Raw genomic sequence first — 15,329 nt, forward strand, 5'->3', positions numbered from 1 at the left:
GATCTAATTCAGAATTTAACGACCACCTTACGGCACACGGGCGGCCACCGCTGCCTAATGCCCATTTCCTAGTGAATGCCCGAGGTCAGCCCGCGCATCAGCCACCGCTGACTGATCACCATCACCAGCCCCGGCGGTACGAGGGCCAAGAGCGCCAAGATCTGACCCTCTGTGCTGCCTGCCCCGGCGCGGGTCACGCCGCTGACCACGGTCACCATGTCCTGACGAGTGGTCGACAACATCAGCGGCCAGACATATTGGTTCCAGCCCAGCACAAAGAAGATCAAAAACAGCGCCGCCACCATAGGCGCGGACATGGGCAGCAGAATATCCCAAAGACAGCGCAGCGGGCGCGCGCCATCCAGTCGCGCAGCCTCGATCAGTTCTTTGGGGATTTGTTTCAGGAATTGGCGGAACACCAATACGCCAAAACCGCTTGCGACCACCGGCAGGATCATCCCTGCATGGGTATTTGACAGCCCCAGCTGATGCACCACCGCAAAGCTGGGCAGGATGCGCGTCTCGATGGGAAAGAACATCGCCATCAGGATCACCCCAAAGAGCCACTCTCGTCCCGGCAGCGGAAAAAACACCAGTGCAAACGCCGCCAGCAAGGACAGCACACAAGCAAGAGCCGCCACCCCGAGCGCCAACACCAGCGAATTCCCGAGCATCTGCCAAAGGTCGATGTGATAGCCGAGGGTCCGGTCGGCGCTGAACATGGCCCGGATCTGTCGGCTCAGGTCAGGATCAGACAGCACCTGTCCGATCAGCACCAAAACCGGTCCCACCATGATGAGGCAGCCAAGACAGAGGATCAAATGGTCAAAATACCGGCGCATGAGACACAGTCTACAAAGGACACGCGCCACAGGGGGCACGCGGGGACGCAAAGGTCAATGAAGGCATTGACCGGGATACAAAAAACCACCGATCCCATCGGGACCGGTGGCCAAAAGGCACCTGTTCGGTGTCTTTGGTTTATTCGGCTTTGGTTGCCTCGACAGAGATCTTCACTTCGACCTCATCGCCGACGAAGGGCGCGAACTGGCCCAATTCGTACTCGGAACGCACCAAAGTGGTGGTGGCATCAAAACCCGCCCATGGCTTTTTCGCCATCGGGTGCTCGCCTGCTTTGTTCAGTTTGGCGTCGAGAACCACGGATTTGGTCACGCCATTGAGGGTCAGATCGCCCGTGATTTTTGCGGTGTCTTCGCCGGTCACTTCGATGCCAGTGGAGGTGAAGGAGACCATTTCGTCATCCGCAGCACCGAAGAAATCATCGGACATAAAGTGGTTGAAGCGTGCTTCCCAGCCGGTGAACATGGATTTCACGGGCATGGAAACGGAAACGGAAGAGTTCGCCGGATCTTCCTGATCAAACATGATCTCGCCCTCAAAGCCGGAGAACATGCCCCAAGTGGTGGAATAGCCGAGGTGGTTGTAGCTGAACAGGATCTGGCTGTGGCTCGAGTCGAGCGTGTATTTTTCAGGTGCAGCAAAAGCGGAAGTCGCGGCGGTGCCGATCAGCGCAGCAGCAAGCAGGATCTTTTTCATGTGTCTGGGCTCCAGAGTGGTGGTTCGATGGTCATAATGTCGGCCATGCGGTTGGCGTCAGCTAGTCCGCAAAACCCAACATCGAGTGTTGGGAAATGAACACCCGGCTATGCGCCGGGTGGGTCTGATATAAGCTGACCTAACGCAGTTGACCCGCCAAATCCTCTCGGGTCGGCGGGTTCTCACGCGAATGTCAGATAACGTGGGGTCTTGACCTCGGTGCCGGAGCGCCGCGTTCGCGGCAAATCAGCTCATGATGCGCAGATGCGGTTTCAGCTGAGACAACAACAGCTTGCGTGTGGTGCGACCTTCGAGCGGCAGTTCAATCAGAACGCTGCCATCGCCTTCGAGGATTTGCAGCGTCTTACCGCTGAAACGCGCTGCACCAAGCGAGGCATAGCTGCGGCGCATCAGCACAACCGAACGCCCGTCGCTGCGGATCTCTTCGATGCGCAACTCATTGCGCTGCGCGTCAAAATGAAATTCCGGCGGCAGCTTCATTTCCCGCTGCAACAGCAAGCACAGGCCGACAAACAGCAAAAACACCGACACGCCAATGCGGATCAACGCCATTTGCGGATCCGCACCGGAGTCTGGCATCAACCAGAGCCCGGTCGAGGCCATCACCATGCAACCACCGAGCAGGCGCAGCAACATAGCAGACACGGATCCGCCGGGGCGTAGGGTCACTTGCGAGGGCGCCTCAGAGCGAAATCCCGGCACATGATCAATCGGTGCAACACGGGTAAAGTCGATGACGTTCTGATCAATCGCTGTCATGGCTTTCTTCCTCTATACTCGCGGGCGCCCCTGACGCCGTTAACGACTTGTTAACCTATTCACTCGCGCTGGAATGGGGCAGCAGTGTGGCAGGGTGAGGGAAAACTTGGTTCCCTATCCTATTTCGCCAGACCTCGAGCCAAACGCCCCCCCGCGTCATGACCTTCTGTGGCGGGTTGCGCTTTGGCACAAAGCCGTCTAATGGGAGGCCTCCTTCCGTATCTTTTGATCCGCGCAGACTCTCGTGGTGGGGCAGCGGAAGGCAAATATGCCCCTCCTATGAAATGCGCCCAGACACAAACAGGAGTTCGCATGCCACTCTATGAGCATGTCATGATTGCGCGTCAGGACCTGTCCAACTCGCAAGCAGAAGGCCTCATCGAACACTTCGGTGCTGTTCTGTCCGACAACGGCGGTAAGCTGGTCGACCAGGAGTACTGGGGCGTGAAAACCATGGCCTACAAGATCAACAAAAACCGCAAGGGCCACTATGCCTTCCTGCGCTCCGACGCACCTTCGTCGGCCGTTCAGGAAATGGAACGCCTGATGCGCCTGCATGACGACGTGATGCGCGTTCTGACCATCAAGGTCGAAGAGCACGCTGAGGGCCCCTCGGTCCAGATGCAGAAACGTGACGAACGCGACAACCGTCGCGAGCGCCGTTGATCCAACGCTTGAGAAAAGGACGCTAAACCATGGCAGCCAAACCATTTTTCCGTCGCCGGAAAGTGTGCCCGTTCTCTGGTGAGAACGCGCCCAAAATCGATTACAAGGACACTCGTCTGCTGCAGCGCTACATCTCTGAGCGTGGCAAGATTGTTCCTTCCCGCATCACCGCCGTTTCGGCAAAGAAGCAGCGTGAACTGGCCCGTGCTATCAAGCGCGCCCGCTTCCTCGCCCTGCTGCCCTACGCCGTGAAGTAAGGAGACCTGATCCATGCAAGTTATCCTTCTTGAACGTGTTGCGAAGCTCGGCCAGATGGGCGACGTCGTTGACGTAAAGCCCGGCTTTGCCCGCAACTACCTGCTGCCGCAGGGCAAGGCTCAGACCGCGTCTGACGCCAACATTGCAGCTTTTGAATCCCAGAAAGCGCAGCTTGAAGCGCGCAACCTGGAGACCAAGAAAGAAGCAGAAGCCCTCGGCGAGAAACTCGACGGCCAGCAGTTCGTCGTGATTCGCTCCGCCTCCGATGGTGGCAACCTCTACGGCTCCGTCACCACCCGTGACGCGGCTGACGTTGCAACCGAAGAAGGCTTCTCGGTGGACCGCAAGCAGGTCATCATCCGTGAGCCGATCAAGACCCTGGGTCTGCACATCGCAGAAGTGCACCTGCACCCCGAGGTCATGGTGACCATCGAGCTGAACGTTGCGCGCTCCCCCGAGGAAGCGGAACTGCAGGCCTCCGGCAAGTCCATTCAGGAACTGGCCGCTGAAGAAGAAGCCGCAGCAGAGTTCGAAATCTCCGAACTCTTCGACGACATCGGTGGCGCAGCTTCTGACGACGACGAAGGCGACGCACCTGTTGCAGCCGCAGAAGAAGACGACTCCAAGTAAGCTTCGGCTGACTGCAGGGGTTCGCCCTTGCGATTGGAACAAAGAGAAAGGCGGCATCCGAGGGATGTCGCCTTTTTTACATTCCCGGATAAGCGCGCCTTAGCGGCGGAACAGTTCCAGCAGCAATCTCGGCGCCTGATTGGCAATGGTGAGCGACTGTATCGCCAGTTCCTGCTGTGTCTTCAGCGCGGCCAGTCGAGCGGAGGCCTCCTCCATATTGGTGTCCGTCAGGGCAGAAACGCCCAATTCCATGGAATCCATCAATCGTCCAACAAAATCGGACTGATCCTCTATGCGCGCGGCGGAAGAGCCCAGAGATGCGGCCCCCGTGATGGCCACTTGCAAGAAATCTTCGATTTCCGTGAGCGCTGTAGCGGCAGAGGTGCTGTCGGTGATCGCAGTGAGGCTGCTCGCCAAATCGAGGGTGTTATCGAAATTCACCGAAGCCACCGTGATCTCATTTGCGGTGACGGTGCCGCCCGACCCCACACGGTTCAGCGAGGCAAGCACGCCCAGCGACGTGGCCCCGGAGCCATCGACGTCCGCAGACAAGAGGTTTGCGCCGTTAAACTGCGCGGCGGCGATGATTGCCTCGACCTGTTCGACCTTTGAGGCAATATCGGTCTGAATGGTGGCATGGTCGACGTTTTCAGACTGTGCCGATACGATCAGTTCTTTAATCTCTGTCAGCTTTTCAACGATCTGCTCTGCGCCAGCGGAGGCGACAGCGACGGTGGCTTCGCCCATGGCGAGACCGTCCTTGATCGAGCGAAAGCCGGAGATGTCGGATTCCATGGTTTTGGCAATTGACCAGACGGCGGCATTGTCTTTGGCCGAGCCGATCCGCTTACCGGTCGAGATCGAGTTTTGCACATCGGTAAGGTTGCCGTTAATGGTCTTCAGAGTACGAAGGGCTATCTGCGCCCCGTGATTGGTCAGTATGCTGGACATGGGTTAGGTTTCCATCGCGAGGGACTGGACAGTCCCACAGGTGTAGATCCCGTTTCTGAGATCGCAGCGTATCGCTCTGGACACTGCCGAAGTGGTCCCCCGGCGCCATCCGCCCAACGTGCGGCTGGATGCAAGTTAACGATATCCACAAAGACGTTAATATATGGCTAACACGTAACGCAGTCGTTAACCCGACCGAAGCCGCTTTGCCCAATTGGGTAAACTTGTTCATACAAGAACCGCCGGCCCCAAAGGAGCCGGCGGTGGTATTCCTCAGGTCAGGAGACCTTAACGGAAGAGCTGCAACAGCGAGCTTGGTGCCTCATTCGCGATGGTCAGCGACTGGGTTGCCAGATCTTGCTGGGTTTGCAACGCGGACAGGCGCGCGGAAGCCTCTTCCATGTTGGTGTCGGTCATGGTCGACACGCCCAAAGTCATGGAGTCCACGAGGTTGCTAACAAACTCGGACTGATCTTCCAGACGCGCAGCATCCGCACCAAGGGACGCAGCACCGGTGATCGCGGTTTGCAGATAGGTTTCGATTTCACCCAGAGCAGAAGCGGCCGAGGCAGAGTCGGTGATTTGAGTCATCGAACCAAGATCGAGATCGGTTTCAAAATCTACGGAGGCGACGGAAATCTCAACCGCAGACACGGCACCACCTGCGCCAACACGATCAAGCGAGGCCAGAACACCAAGACCAGTAGCAGTACCGTCAACAGTTGCCTTCAACAAGTTTGCACCGTTGAATTGAGCAGCATCGATAATGGAGGTAATCTGCTCCACTTTGGAGGTGATATCTGTCTGGATCTTCTCGTGGTCAACGTTTTCAGACTGCGCGGAGACGATCAGCTCTTTCATCTCGGTCAGTTTTTCAACGATCTGCTCGGCACCGGCAGAGGCGACTGCGACGGTTGCTTCGCCGATGGACAGGCCTTCCTCGATTGCTTCAAAACCGGCAATGTCGGATTCCATGGTTTTGGAGATTGCCCAAACCGCGGAGTTGTCCTTGGCGGAGCCCACCTCTTTACCGGTGGAGATGCTGGTTTGGGTTTTGCTGAGGTCGTCGTTGACGGACTTCAGGGTCTGCAGCGCAACCATTGCGCCGTTATTGGTCAGAATGCTGGACATAGAGCACCTTATTCAATGGCAGGACAGTGATTTTTATGTCTGTCCTATATTCAGGTCATCCCGTTACACGGGGGCGAGTGGTCCCGTCCTAAACCTGCCTTCCGCCTCACGGCGTCAGCGCCACCTGTCACCAGATGCACCATCAAAGTGCCACAAAAGCCCTTACGATTCCTTAATGCGGCAGCGAGTCATTCCTACAATTTTAACACTGTTGAATAACTGTCTAAGCTTCAAAAAATTTTCCGTAAGAAATCGCAACCGTCGAGTGAGACACAAAAAACCGCCGGCCCCAAAGGAGCCGGCGGTGGTATTCGTGAGGTCAGGAGACCTTAACGGAAGAGCTGCAACAGCGAGCTTGGTGCCTCATTCGCGATGGTCAGCGACTGGGTTGCCAGATCTTGCTGGGTTTGCAGTGCAGACAGGCGCGCGGAGGCCTCTTCCATGTTGGTGTCGGTCATGGTCGACACGCCCATGGTCATGGAGTCCACGAGGTTGCTGACAAACTCGGACTGATCTTCCAGACGGGCCGAATCCGCACCCAGAGAAGCCGCGCCGGTGATCGCGGTTTGAATCAGCACTTCAATCTCATCCAGTGCGGTCGCCGCCGTGGCTGTATCAGTGATCGTCGTCAGGCTCGAGCCAAAGTCCAGATCGGCCTCAAAATCGACAGATGCGATGGTGATCTCAACCGCAGACACGGCGCCACCTGCACCCACGCGGTCCAGCGAGGCGAGAACACCAACGCCAGTTGCGCCATTGCCATCCACATTGGTCGCCAGCAGGTTTGCACCGTTAAACTGGGCTGCGGAAATGATCGCCTCAACCTGTTCCACTTTGGAATCGATGTCGGTTTGAATGGTGGCGTGATCAACGTTCTCAGACTGCGCGGAGACGATCAGCTCTTTCATCTCGGTCAGTTTTTCAACGATCTGCTCAGCACCGGCAGAGGCAACCGCAACGGTCGCTTCACCGACAGAGAGACCCTCTTCGATCGCTTCAAAACCGGCGATGTCGGATTCCATGGTTTTGGAGATTGCCCAAACCGCGGAGTTATCCTTGGCTGTACCCACCTCTTTACCGGTGGAGATGCTGGTTTGGGTTTTGCCGAGGTCGTCATTGACGGACTTCAGGGTCTGCAGCGCAACCATTGCGCCGTTATTGGTCAGAATGCTGGACATAGAGCACCTTATTCAATGGCAGGACAGTATTTTTTATCTGTCCTATATTCAGGTTATCCCGTTACACGGGGGCGAGTGGTCCCGTCCTAAACCTGCCTTCCGCCTCTCAGCGTCAGCGCCATCCGTCACCAGATGCACGATCAAAATGGCATGTATTCTGTTACTGACTCCTTAATGGGCGGCTTTTACATCCCTACAATTTTAACACAGCTGAATGATTTGCTAATCGTCGAAAATCCGCGACAATTGCATTGGATAATTGATTAAAACGGCAGGGCGTTTTTCGTCTGTTCCGTGGTCGTTTTGGTGTTGGCTAGACGATGAACAATCCACGCCAAGCGACTGTATTTAATGATATATCTCTAGGTTTGCCGCACGCATCGTACGCGTATAGGCAAAGCTCCGCCTTGTCTAAAATTGCAGGTTTGCCGCATCGCACAGCGTCGCTAGGTTGGGAGCCAGAGAAACAACCATGAGACAGCCCAATGAACCGTCGTCACCTGCTGTGGACCTTGGCGGCCTTTTCCCTCAGCTCCGTGGCGGGATGTGCAAGCACTGACGAGTCCGTCAGCCGTGCATTCAACCCGCCCCTCTATCCGAATGAGACACCGGAGCTGCGGAAAAAGATCAACTTCTGGGCCGATCATTACGAGGTGCCACGCAGTCTGGTGCACCGCCTTGCCATACGCGAAAGCACCCACCGCCCCTGGGCCACCAATCGCCCTTATTATGGGCTGCTGCAGATCCTGCCTGCCACCGCACGCTCCATGGGGTTTCGGGGCGAGCCGCAGGACCTGTTGGATGCAGATACCAATCTGAAGTATGCCGTGCGTTATCTGCGTGGCGCGTGGCTGATTTCCGATGGCAGTCAGGATAACGCGGTCAAACACTACTCGCGGGGCTATTACTACGAGGCCAAGCGCCGCGGTATGCTGGAAGAGACCGGATTGCGCTGAACCTCTGCGCAGTGAATGCCGCCCCTCCTCAGGAGGAAGGGCGGACATGTTGCGTGATCCTCAGTCGTCGGTGGACAGGATCTTCCAGATCACCGCCCCGATGACCGCCCCGACAAGCGGTGCCACCCAGAACAGCCACAATTGTGTCAGCGCGGGTCCATCCGCAAACAGAGCGACCCCGGTGGAGCGCGCAGGGTTCACCGATGTGTTGGTCACAGGGATCGACACCAAATGGATCAGGGTCAGGCCCAGTCCAATGGCTATCGGCGCAAAGCCTGCGGGCACAGTGGCAGAGGTTGCGCCAAGGATGATGATCAGGAACGCTGCGGTCATGACAATCTCCATGACCAGTGCGGACATCATCCCGTAACCCAACGGGGAAGCGGCCCCATAGCCGTTTGAGGCAAATCCACTAACGCCCTCAAAGCCGTTGATGCCAGACACGACAACATAAAGCGTGGCCGCCGCCGCGATGGCGCCGATGACCTGCACCAGCCAATAAGGGATCAGGTCTTTGGCCGGAAAGCGCCCCGCAACCACAAAACCAAGCGAGACAGCCGGATTAAAATGTCCGCCCGAAATCCCGCCAACCGCATAGGCCATGGTCAGCACCGTGAGACCAAAGGCCAGACTGACCCCCAGCCAACCGATTCCTACATTTTCAATTCCTGCAGCCAAGACGGCACTGCCACATCCGCCAAAGACCAGCCAAAAGGTCCCAACAAACTCGGCCAACAACTTTTTACTCATTTTTATCTCCACTTACACCGTCCCCGCTCAGATCTTGGACGCATCTTTTGTTTTGTGAGCGTCTGAGCATTGTGTTTCAGTTTTCACTTTCTGGAAGTCGGAAATATTTTATAAATACTACTCAACCTTGCCCCCTCTGACCGAGCACTGGCCTTGACTGTCAAAGGCGCCGATTTTTCCCAGCGAAAATGTCATCTTCTCGCTCTATCATTTGAAGAATCGCCCCTGTGGCACTCAGCCGGATGGGGCACAAAATATTGAATATTTCAGGAGAGTTAGATGTCTTTGCAAATTGACCGCAGGTCCTTTCTGGCAGGTAGCGCGGGTCTGATCGCACTGCATCCGTTTTCTGTCGCCGCTGCCTCGGGTCAGGTTCACCTGCGCCTGATGGAAACCACTGATCTGCACGTGCATGTGTTTCCTTATGATTATTACGGCGACAAACCGGTGGATACGCTGGGCCTTGCCCGCACCGCATCGCTGATCAATGACATCCGCGCAGAGGCGACAAACTCGCTGCTGGTGGACAATGGAGATTTCCTGCAGGGCAACCCGATGGGCGATTACATCGCCTATGAGCGCGGCATGAAAGAAGGCGATCAGCACCCGGTCATCACGGCGATGAACACCGTGGGCTTTGATGCCTCGACCTTGGGCAATCACGAGTTCAACTATGGGATCTCTTTCCTGATGAAATCGCTGGCCGGAGCCGGGTTCCCCGTGGTCTGTGCCAATATTGCCAAGAAGACCGGTGCCTCGCCACGCGAGGATGAGACGCTGCTGCCGCCCTATGTGATCCTTGATCGCGAGCTGACCGATGGCGCAGGCAAGTCTCACCCAATCAAGATCGGGCTGATTGGATTTGTGCCGCCGCAGGTGATGAATTGGGACCGCAAACATCTGGAAGGCAACGTGCAGGCGCGTGACATCGTCGAATGCGCCCGCGCCTATGTGCCCGAGATGAAGGAGAAAGGCGCAAATATCATTATTGCGCTGTCGCATTCCGGCATCGGCTCGGCCGATCACAGTGACGGGATGGAAAACGCCTCGGTGCCGCTGGCGGCGGTAGAGGGCATTGATGCCATTATGACCGGACACAGCCATCTGGTGTTCCCCTCCTCCACCTATGCGGAATTTGCAGGTGTGGATGCCGACAAGGGCACCATCCACGGCACCCCCGCCGTCATGGGCGGCTATTGGGGCAGCCATATGGGGCTGATCGACCTGATGCTGGAGCGCGATGGCAAGGGCTGGCGTGTGGTGGGCCATGCCTCCGAGGCGCGCCCCATATCAAAGCGCAACGAAGACCGCAGCGTCACCGCACTAGTCGAGAGCGATCAAAGCGTGCTTGACGCGGTGCAGGCAGACCATGACGCCACGCTGGCCTATGTGCGCCGCGCGGTGGGCAAGACGGACGCGCCGCTGCACAGTTATTTTGCGCTGGTTGCGGATGATCCATCGGTGCAGATCGTGTCTATCGCGCAGACCTGGTATATCGAACAGATGCTGAAGGGCACCGAATATGACGGCCTGCCGATCCTCTCCGCCGCCGCCCCGTTCAAGGCTGGTGGGCGTGGCGGGCCGGAGTATTACACCGATGTCCCCGTGGGCGATGTGGCGATCAAGAATGTTGCCGATCTTTACCTCTATCCCAACACCGTGCGCGCGGTGAAAGTCACCGGCCAGCAGGTCAAGGACTGGCTCGAACGCTCCGCGGGGATGTTCAATCAGATTGAGCCCGGCAAGGCAGATCAGGTGCTGCTGAACACCGAGTTCCCCAGCTACAATTTTGATGTGATCGACGGGGTGACCTATCAGATCGACCTGAGCCAACCACCGATGTTTGCGCCCAAGGGGGAGGTCATCAACCCGGACACCAACCGGATCGTGAACCTCGAATTCAATGGGGCCCCCATTGATCTCACTCAAGAGTTCATCATTGCCACCAATAACTACCGTGCCAGCGGCGGTGGCAGTTTTCCCGGCGCCATGGGCGACACCATCGTCTTTGAAGGACCGGACACGAACCGCGACGTGATCGTGCGCTATATCGTGGAGCAAGGCACCATCAGCCCCAAGGCGGATGGCAACTGGCGCTTTGCACCGCTGCCAGAAACCTCAGTGCTGTTTGATACGGGACCCAAAGCGGCCGCGTACGCCGCCAATGTGCCCGGTGTGACCATCACCCCCGCTGGCGACGGGCCGGATGGGTTTGCACGGTTCAAAATCGCACTCTGATCTATACTGAGGCAATCATCAGGGCCGCCCTGCATTTGCGGGGCGGTTCTTTTTGTCAAACGACGCGGTTGCGCCCTGCCCGCTTGGCTTTCAGCAGCGCCACATCCGCCTGCCCGAGCACTGGTTCCATCTCTGCCCGCCCGTCGAAATCCGCACAGCTGAAGGTCGCGGTGACACGCCGGGTGGCAAGAATACGCGAGGTATCCAGCGCTTGGCGGCATTGTTCAGCCAAGGCGCGGGTGGTGCCTTTCTCCGAGTTGAGGCGCAGCACCAGAAACTCCTCCCCGCCGATGCGGAAAAACAGATCACCGTCGCTCAACTGCTGACGCACCAAAGCGGTGACCGACCGCAGCACAAAATCTCCGGTTGGATGGCCGAAGGTGTCATTGACGCTTTTGAAGTAATCAAGATCAAAGAGGATCAGCGCTGCATTGCGTAAATCCTGCGTCTCTGACACGCGCGCCAGATGGCGACGATTAAAGCAACCTGTCAGCGGATCGAGAAACACGCTGTTTTCCAGCTGATCCTGCGCCTCGGTAATGCGCTTAGCGGCGAACCACAGAAAGGTCAGACACAAGAGCAAGGCCAGCCCGAGGCGTATGGCCATCGGCGCGTCTGCGCCCACAGTTGCCACCGTCCCTGCGACCGCAATCGTGAGCCCGAGAGAGTACCACACCGCAAAACGCCCGGGCTGCACAAGAAACGCGCCAATAAGGGTCGGAAAGGCATAAAACCCGACCTCCGCGCCTGCGCGCCACACCGACAGGACAATCAAGGCGCCCAAGAGGAACAGGACCATCGGGATCGAGATTGGTAGCCGTTTCTTTTTCACAAAGGCGCACAGGTCGATCACGACCACCAAAACGAGCAGCCCAAGAGCGCCAGACAGAATAAAATCGCCGCGCGTCAAATTCAGGATCAGCATGGCTGCGCAAACCAGAGCCAAACAAACACCTAAGTAAAAGTTGACGCGCGCCTGCGCCTCAGTGGCTACCATTTAACCGCCCCAATACAACGCTGTGGGACCGAGTCACCTCGGAAAATTCAAATTTCAAAAACTAATGAAATTTTCGCGAGGAAAGTTGAAGCCCACAATGAGAAATATTTTGAGGGAAAAAATTTAATTTCTTCCCCGCAATCGCCATTCTCATGAACACCCCGCTTCTTTGAAAAGCAAAAACAGATCGCCAAAAAGTGGAGTGTTAATTTTTCCTTTCTACCATAGCCTTTAGGCGTTTTTCGTATTTCTGATGAAACAAGCGCAGCATTATTGATGGCGCCAGTTTCCAAAGACGTATTGGCTTAAATCCATAATGCACGGGCACCTGTGAGCTGTCAAAATATTGACGCGCGAGATATTTTAGGTTGCGTATATCGCAATATAAAAAGGCCGCCCCGAGAGGCGGCCTTTCAAAACTTCAAAGGTGTGGAAGTTACTCTTCTTCCAGCGCCTCAACAGCTTTCTGCAGGTCCTCTTTGGACACTTCTTTCTCAGAAACTTTGGCCTGATCGAACACCAGATCGATGACTTTGTCTTCAAAGATCGGCGCGCGCAGTTGCTGCTGCATCTGAGCGTTTTGCTGAATGAATTCAAAGAACTGACGTTCCTGACCCGGATACTGGCGTGCTTGCTGCATGATCGCTTGGGTCATTTCCTGGTCGGTCACTTCGACTTCGGCTTTCTGACCCATCTCGGCCAGCAGCAGACCAAGACGCACGCGGCGCTCGGCCAGCTTGTTGTGCTCTTCGGTCGGCTCGATTTCCGGGTGGTCGTGGCCCTGCACGTCCGGGTTTTCCTCGTGCCACAGCTGGTGTGCGATCTGCTTGGCTTCTGCCTCAACGAGGCTCGGCGGCAGGTCGAAGGAGACCAGCTCGGCCAGCGCATCAAGGGCGGCACGCTTCATGACCTGACGGGCGGCACCAGCATATTCTGCTTCGAGACGCTCGGAAATCTGACCTTTCAGCTGGTCCAGATCTTCAGCGCCGAATTTCTTGGCCAGCTCGTCGTTGATCTCTGCCGCTTTGGGGGCTTTGACTTCTTTGACGGTGCAGGAGAACACGGCTTCTTTGCCCGCGAGGTGCTCTGCACCATACTCTTCGGGGAAAGTCACGGTGACGTCTTTTTCTTCACCGGACTTCACACCGACCAGCTGCTCTTCAAAGCCGGGGATGAAGGAGTTGGAGCCCAGCGTCAGCGGGTAATCCTCGGCGGAACCGCCTTCGAACGCTTCGCCGTCCACTTTGCCGACAAAGTCGATCACAACCTGATCGCCATCCTCGGATGCGGCACCCTCTTCGCGGGCTTCGAATTCCTGTGCGGAGGACGCGAGGTTTTCCAGCGCCTCGGTCACGGCTGCGTCTTCTGCTTTGACGACCAGTTTTTCCAGCTCAACACCGGACACGTCGACCTCAGGGATCGCGGGCAGTGCTTCGTAGGACATCTCGACGTTGACGTCGTCGCCCTCTTTCCAGTCTTCGTTGGTCATTTTGACGTCAGGCTGCAGCGCCGGACGGTCGCCGGACTCTTCGAAGTGCTTGTTCATCGCACCATCGACAGCTTCCTGCATGACTTCGCCCATAAGGCGGGGACCGAACTGCTTTTTCAAAAGCGGCATCGGAACCTTGCCCTTGCGGAAGCCCTTCATCTCGATCTCGGGTTGCGCCTCGGCCAGTTTCGCGTTGACCTTCTCTTCCAGCTCGGTTGCCGGAATGGTGATCGCGTAGCCGCGCTTCAGACCTTCGTTCAGAGTTTCAGTGACCTGCATCATATTCCCCATAGAGATTCGGGGCGCGCGCGCAGGCTCCGCCCCCAGACAATTTGAGGCCTTCTATTGGCCCGCGCGTCGCGGTGCAAGGGGCATCAGCCTCGATCCGCTCAGGAAGCGCCTCAAAGGGGCCTTTTCACCCGATTTTCGCCCCTGAATGGCGGGTTTTGCCTCATTGGACATGCAAACGCCCCCCGGCCAGTGACCGGAGGGCGCAGCATTATGCGGATGACACCAGCACAAGTAGGTCACGAGGTATAAACCCCTCGCACCGGCATCGCCCGTATATTCTCTGGATCAGAACTTCCAGCGCGCACCAGCGAGGATGGCAGAGCCGTCCTGATAGTTGGTCGCCGAAGCATCGTCATAGGAATACTCGCGATACGCGATATAGGCCTCAAGGTTCTGCTTGTCGAACTTCTGAACCGCAGCAATGCCAAAGGATTCTGCGCTGTCGTTGGTGGAGACCAGATCCGAGCCGTCATAATAGTCGACGGAGAAGGAGGTGGAGCCAACGGAGATCAGGTTTGCGGTGTAGCCCAGCTTCACATAGCCGTAGTCACCACCGGTATCACGGTCACCGGTTGCAGCGCTCAGCGACAGACCTGTGGGTTCGTGCAGAACGGCAGCAGAGGCGATGGTGTCGCGGGTGTCTTCAGAGCCGCCCTTCTCTGTCCAGCTGACAGCCAGCGCACCGGCCACAGTGAAATCGCCAAGATCTTCGTTCATGTAGTTCAGGGCAATATCGTACTGCTGGGTGTCGGCATCGCGGGTCAGGATGTCCTCACCATAAGAGGCAGAGACGGTGAAGCCCGAGAATTCCGGCGAGTCATAGCGGATACGGCCCCGGCGCGAGCCGTCAAAGGTCGAGAAGACGTCGCCGATTTCGATACCGGTCAGGTTGCCTGCGGTGTCACGCAGGAAATACCCGCCTGCCGCATCCGCCACGGCGGAACCTGCCACAACACCAGTGCCCGAAAGGTCGATACCAGTGGCACCATCAGCCGCCATGGAACCTTGACCGATAGAGAAGGTGCCGTAGCGCGGGGTGTGCCACTGCAGATCGACGTGACGCAGATCGCTGCGGGTCCAGTCGGTGATGTCGCCCTGACCGTTCTGGTTCACACCATCCGAGCCCCGCAGCGACAGAGAGGTTTCAAAACGGAACTTCAGGGTGTTCTCGCCAAAGGGCTGTTCCAGCCAGAAGCCGACGCGCGAACCAGAGTTGGCGTTGTCGACGAGGCGGTTGTAGTCTTCCTGACCGTCGTCATAACCCTGATAGGTCAAGTTGAGCTGGCCATACCAACGGAAGGAGCCACCATTGTCAGATGTGTAGGTGGGGCCCGCAACTGCGGGAGCGGCAAGGAGGGCTGACAGCGCAAGGGCGCTGGAGCCCACCGCAAGGGTTTTGGTGCTCATGATCTGAGTCTCCTAATTCAAAGGTCAGCCGGACATCCTCCATCCCCGGA

Annotated in this window: 15 protein-coding genes; 5 read left to right on the plus strand and 10 right to left on the minus strand. The window is 57.1% G+C overall.

Annotation, left to right across the window (positions count from 1 at the left end):
- Positions 1–68: 68 nt before the first annotated feature.
- The 3 genes from QNI81_RS07695 to QNI81_RS07705 form a co-directional block, all read right to left on the minus strand.
- Positions 69–842, minus strand: coding sequence for a carbohydrate ABC transporter permease (locus QNI81_RS07695; protein WP_283966137.1), 774 nt, complete (start codon positions 840–842; stop codon positions 69–71).
- 139 nt (positions 843–981) lie between these two features.
- Positions 982–1,557 carry a YceI family protein gene (locus tag QNI81_RS07700; protein ID WP_009178817.1) on the minus strand — a complete coding sequence of 192 codons (576 nt, stop codon included), beginning with the start codon at positions 1,555–1,557 and terminating at the stop codon, positions 982–984.
- A 246-nt stretch (positions 1,558–1,803) separates the two neighbouring features.
- On the minus strand, positions 1,804–2,337 hold the full coding sequence (locus QNI81_RS07705; protein WP_005608631.1) for a hypothetical protein: 534 nt from the start codon (positions 2,335–2,337) through the stop codon (positions 1,804–1,806).
- Between the two features lie 312 nt (positions 2,338–2,649).
- Here QNI81_RS07705 and rpsF point away from each other — a divergent pair, with 312 nt between their 5' ends.
- The 3 genes from rpsF to rplI are packed head-to-tail and all read left to right on the plus strand — an operon-like array spanning position 2,650 to position 3,891.
- A complete protein-coding gene (rpsF, locus tag QNI81_RS07710; protein WP_005608637.1) occupies positions 2,650–3,003 on the plus strand; it encodes a 30S ribosomal protein S6 in 354 nt (117 codons plus the stop codon).
- 29 nt (positions 3,004–3,032) lie between these two features.
- Positions 3,033–3,260: a 30S ribosomal protein S18 gene (gene rpsR / locus QNI81_RS07715; protein WP_005608650.1), complete on the plus strand. Its 228-nt coding sequence runs from the start codon at positions 3,033–3,035 to the stop codon at positions 3,258–3,260.
- Between the two features lie 13 nt (positions 3,261–3,273).
- The gene (gene rplI / locus QNI81_RS07720) at positions 3,274–3,891 is read left to right on the plus strand and encodes a 50S ribosomal protein L9 (protein WP_065325841.1); all 618 of its coding nucleotides are present in this window, start codon (positions 3,274–3,276) and stop codon (positions 3,889–3,891) included.
- A 99-nt stretch (positions 3,892–3,990) separates the two neighbouring features.
- Here rplI and QNI81_RS07725 read toward each other — a convergent pair whose 3' ends face one another.
- From QNI81_RS07725 to QNI81_RS07735, 3 genes are all read right to left on the minus strand, one after another.
- Complete coding sequence (locus QNI81_RS07725; RefSeq protein ID WP_005608656.1) at positions 3,991–4,842, minus strand: flagellin N-terminal helical domain-containing protein; 852 nt, start codon at positions 4,840–4,842, stop codon at positions 3,991–3,993.
- Positions 4,843–5,130: 288 nt separating this feature from the next.
- Positions 5,131–5,973 (minus strand): flagellin N-terminal helical domain-containing protein, encoded by an 843-nt coding sequence (locus tag QNI81_RS07730; RefSeq protein WP_009179062.1) that lies wholly within the window; start codon positions 5,971–5,973, stop codon positions 5,131–5,133.
- 329 nt (positions 5,974–6,302) lie between these two features.
- On the minus strand, positions 6,303–7,151 hold the full coding sequence (locus QNI81_RS07735; protein ID WP_165810539.1) for a flagellin N-terminal helical domain-containing protein: 849 nt from the start codon (positions 7,149–7,151) through the stop codon (positions 6,303–6,305).
- A gap of 485 nt (positions 7,152–7,636) precedes the next feature.
- Between QNI81_RS07735 and QNI81_RS07740 the strand changes: the two genes are divergently transcribed.
- Positions 7,637–8,107 (plus strand): lytic transglycosylase domain-containing protein, encoded by a 471-nt coding sequence (locus QNI81_RS07740; protein ID WP_009178727.1) that lies wholly within the window; start codon positions 7,637–7,639, stop codon positions 8,105–8,107.
- A gap of 60 nt (positions 8,108–8,167) precedes the next feature.
- Here QNI81_RS07740 and aqpZ read toward each other — a convergent pair whose 3' ends face one another.
- Positions 8,168–8,857 (minus strand): aquaporin Z, encoded by a 690-nt coding sequence (gene aqpZ / locus QNI81_RS07745; protein ID WP_283966138.1) that lies wholly within the window; start codon positions 8,855–8,857, stop codon positions 8,168–8,170.
- Positions 8,858–9,136: 279 nt separating this feature from the next.
- Between aqpZ and QNI81_RS07750 the strand changes: the two genes are divergently transcribed.
- Positions 9,137–11,095, plus strand: coding sequence for a bifunctional 2',3'-cyclic-nucleotide 2'-phosphodiesterase/3'-nucleotidase (locus QNI81_RS07750; protein WP_283966139.1), 1,959 nt, complete (start codon positions 9,137–9,139; stop codon positions 11,093–11,095).
- A gap of 55 nt (positions 11,096–11,150) precedes the next feature.
- Here QNI81_RS07750 and QNI81_RS07755 read toward each other — a convergent pair whose 3' ends face one another.
- The 3 genes from QNI81_RS07755 to QNI81_RS07765 all read right to left on the minus strand — a co-directional run bounded on the left by QNI81_RS07755 (position 11,151) and on the right by QNI81_RS07765 (position 15,279).
- A complete protein-coding gene (locus QNI81_RS07755) occupies positions 11,151–12,020 on the minus strand; it encodes a GGDEF domain-containing protein (RefSeq protein WP_283966140.1) in 870 nt (289 codons plus the stop codon).
- A gap of 508 nt (positions 12,021–12,528) precedes the next feature.
- Entirely contained in the window at positions 12,529–13,860 is a 1,332-nt protein-coding gene (gene tig, locus QNI81_RS07760; RefSeq protein ID WP_216013915.1) for a trigger factor, read from the minus strand.
- A gap of 297 nt (positions 13,861–14,157) precedes the next feature.
- Positions 14,158–15,279 (minus strand): porin, encoded by a 1,122-nt coding sequence (locus QNI81_RS07765; RefSeq protein ID WP_009178801.1) that lies wholly within the window; start codon positions 15,277–15,279, stop codon positions 14,158–14,160.
- Positions 15,280–15,329: the final 50 nt, after the last annotated feature.

The sequence above is a fragment of the Tritonibacter sp. AK171 genome (genome assembly GCF_030127025.1).
Taxonomy (GTDB): Bacteria; Pseudomonadota; Alphaproteobacteria; order Rhodobacterales; family Rhodobacteraceae; genus Epibacterium; species Epibacterium mobile.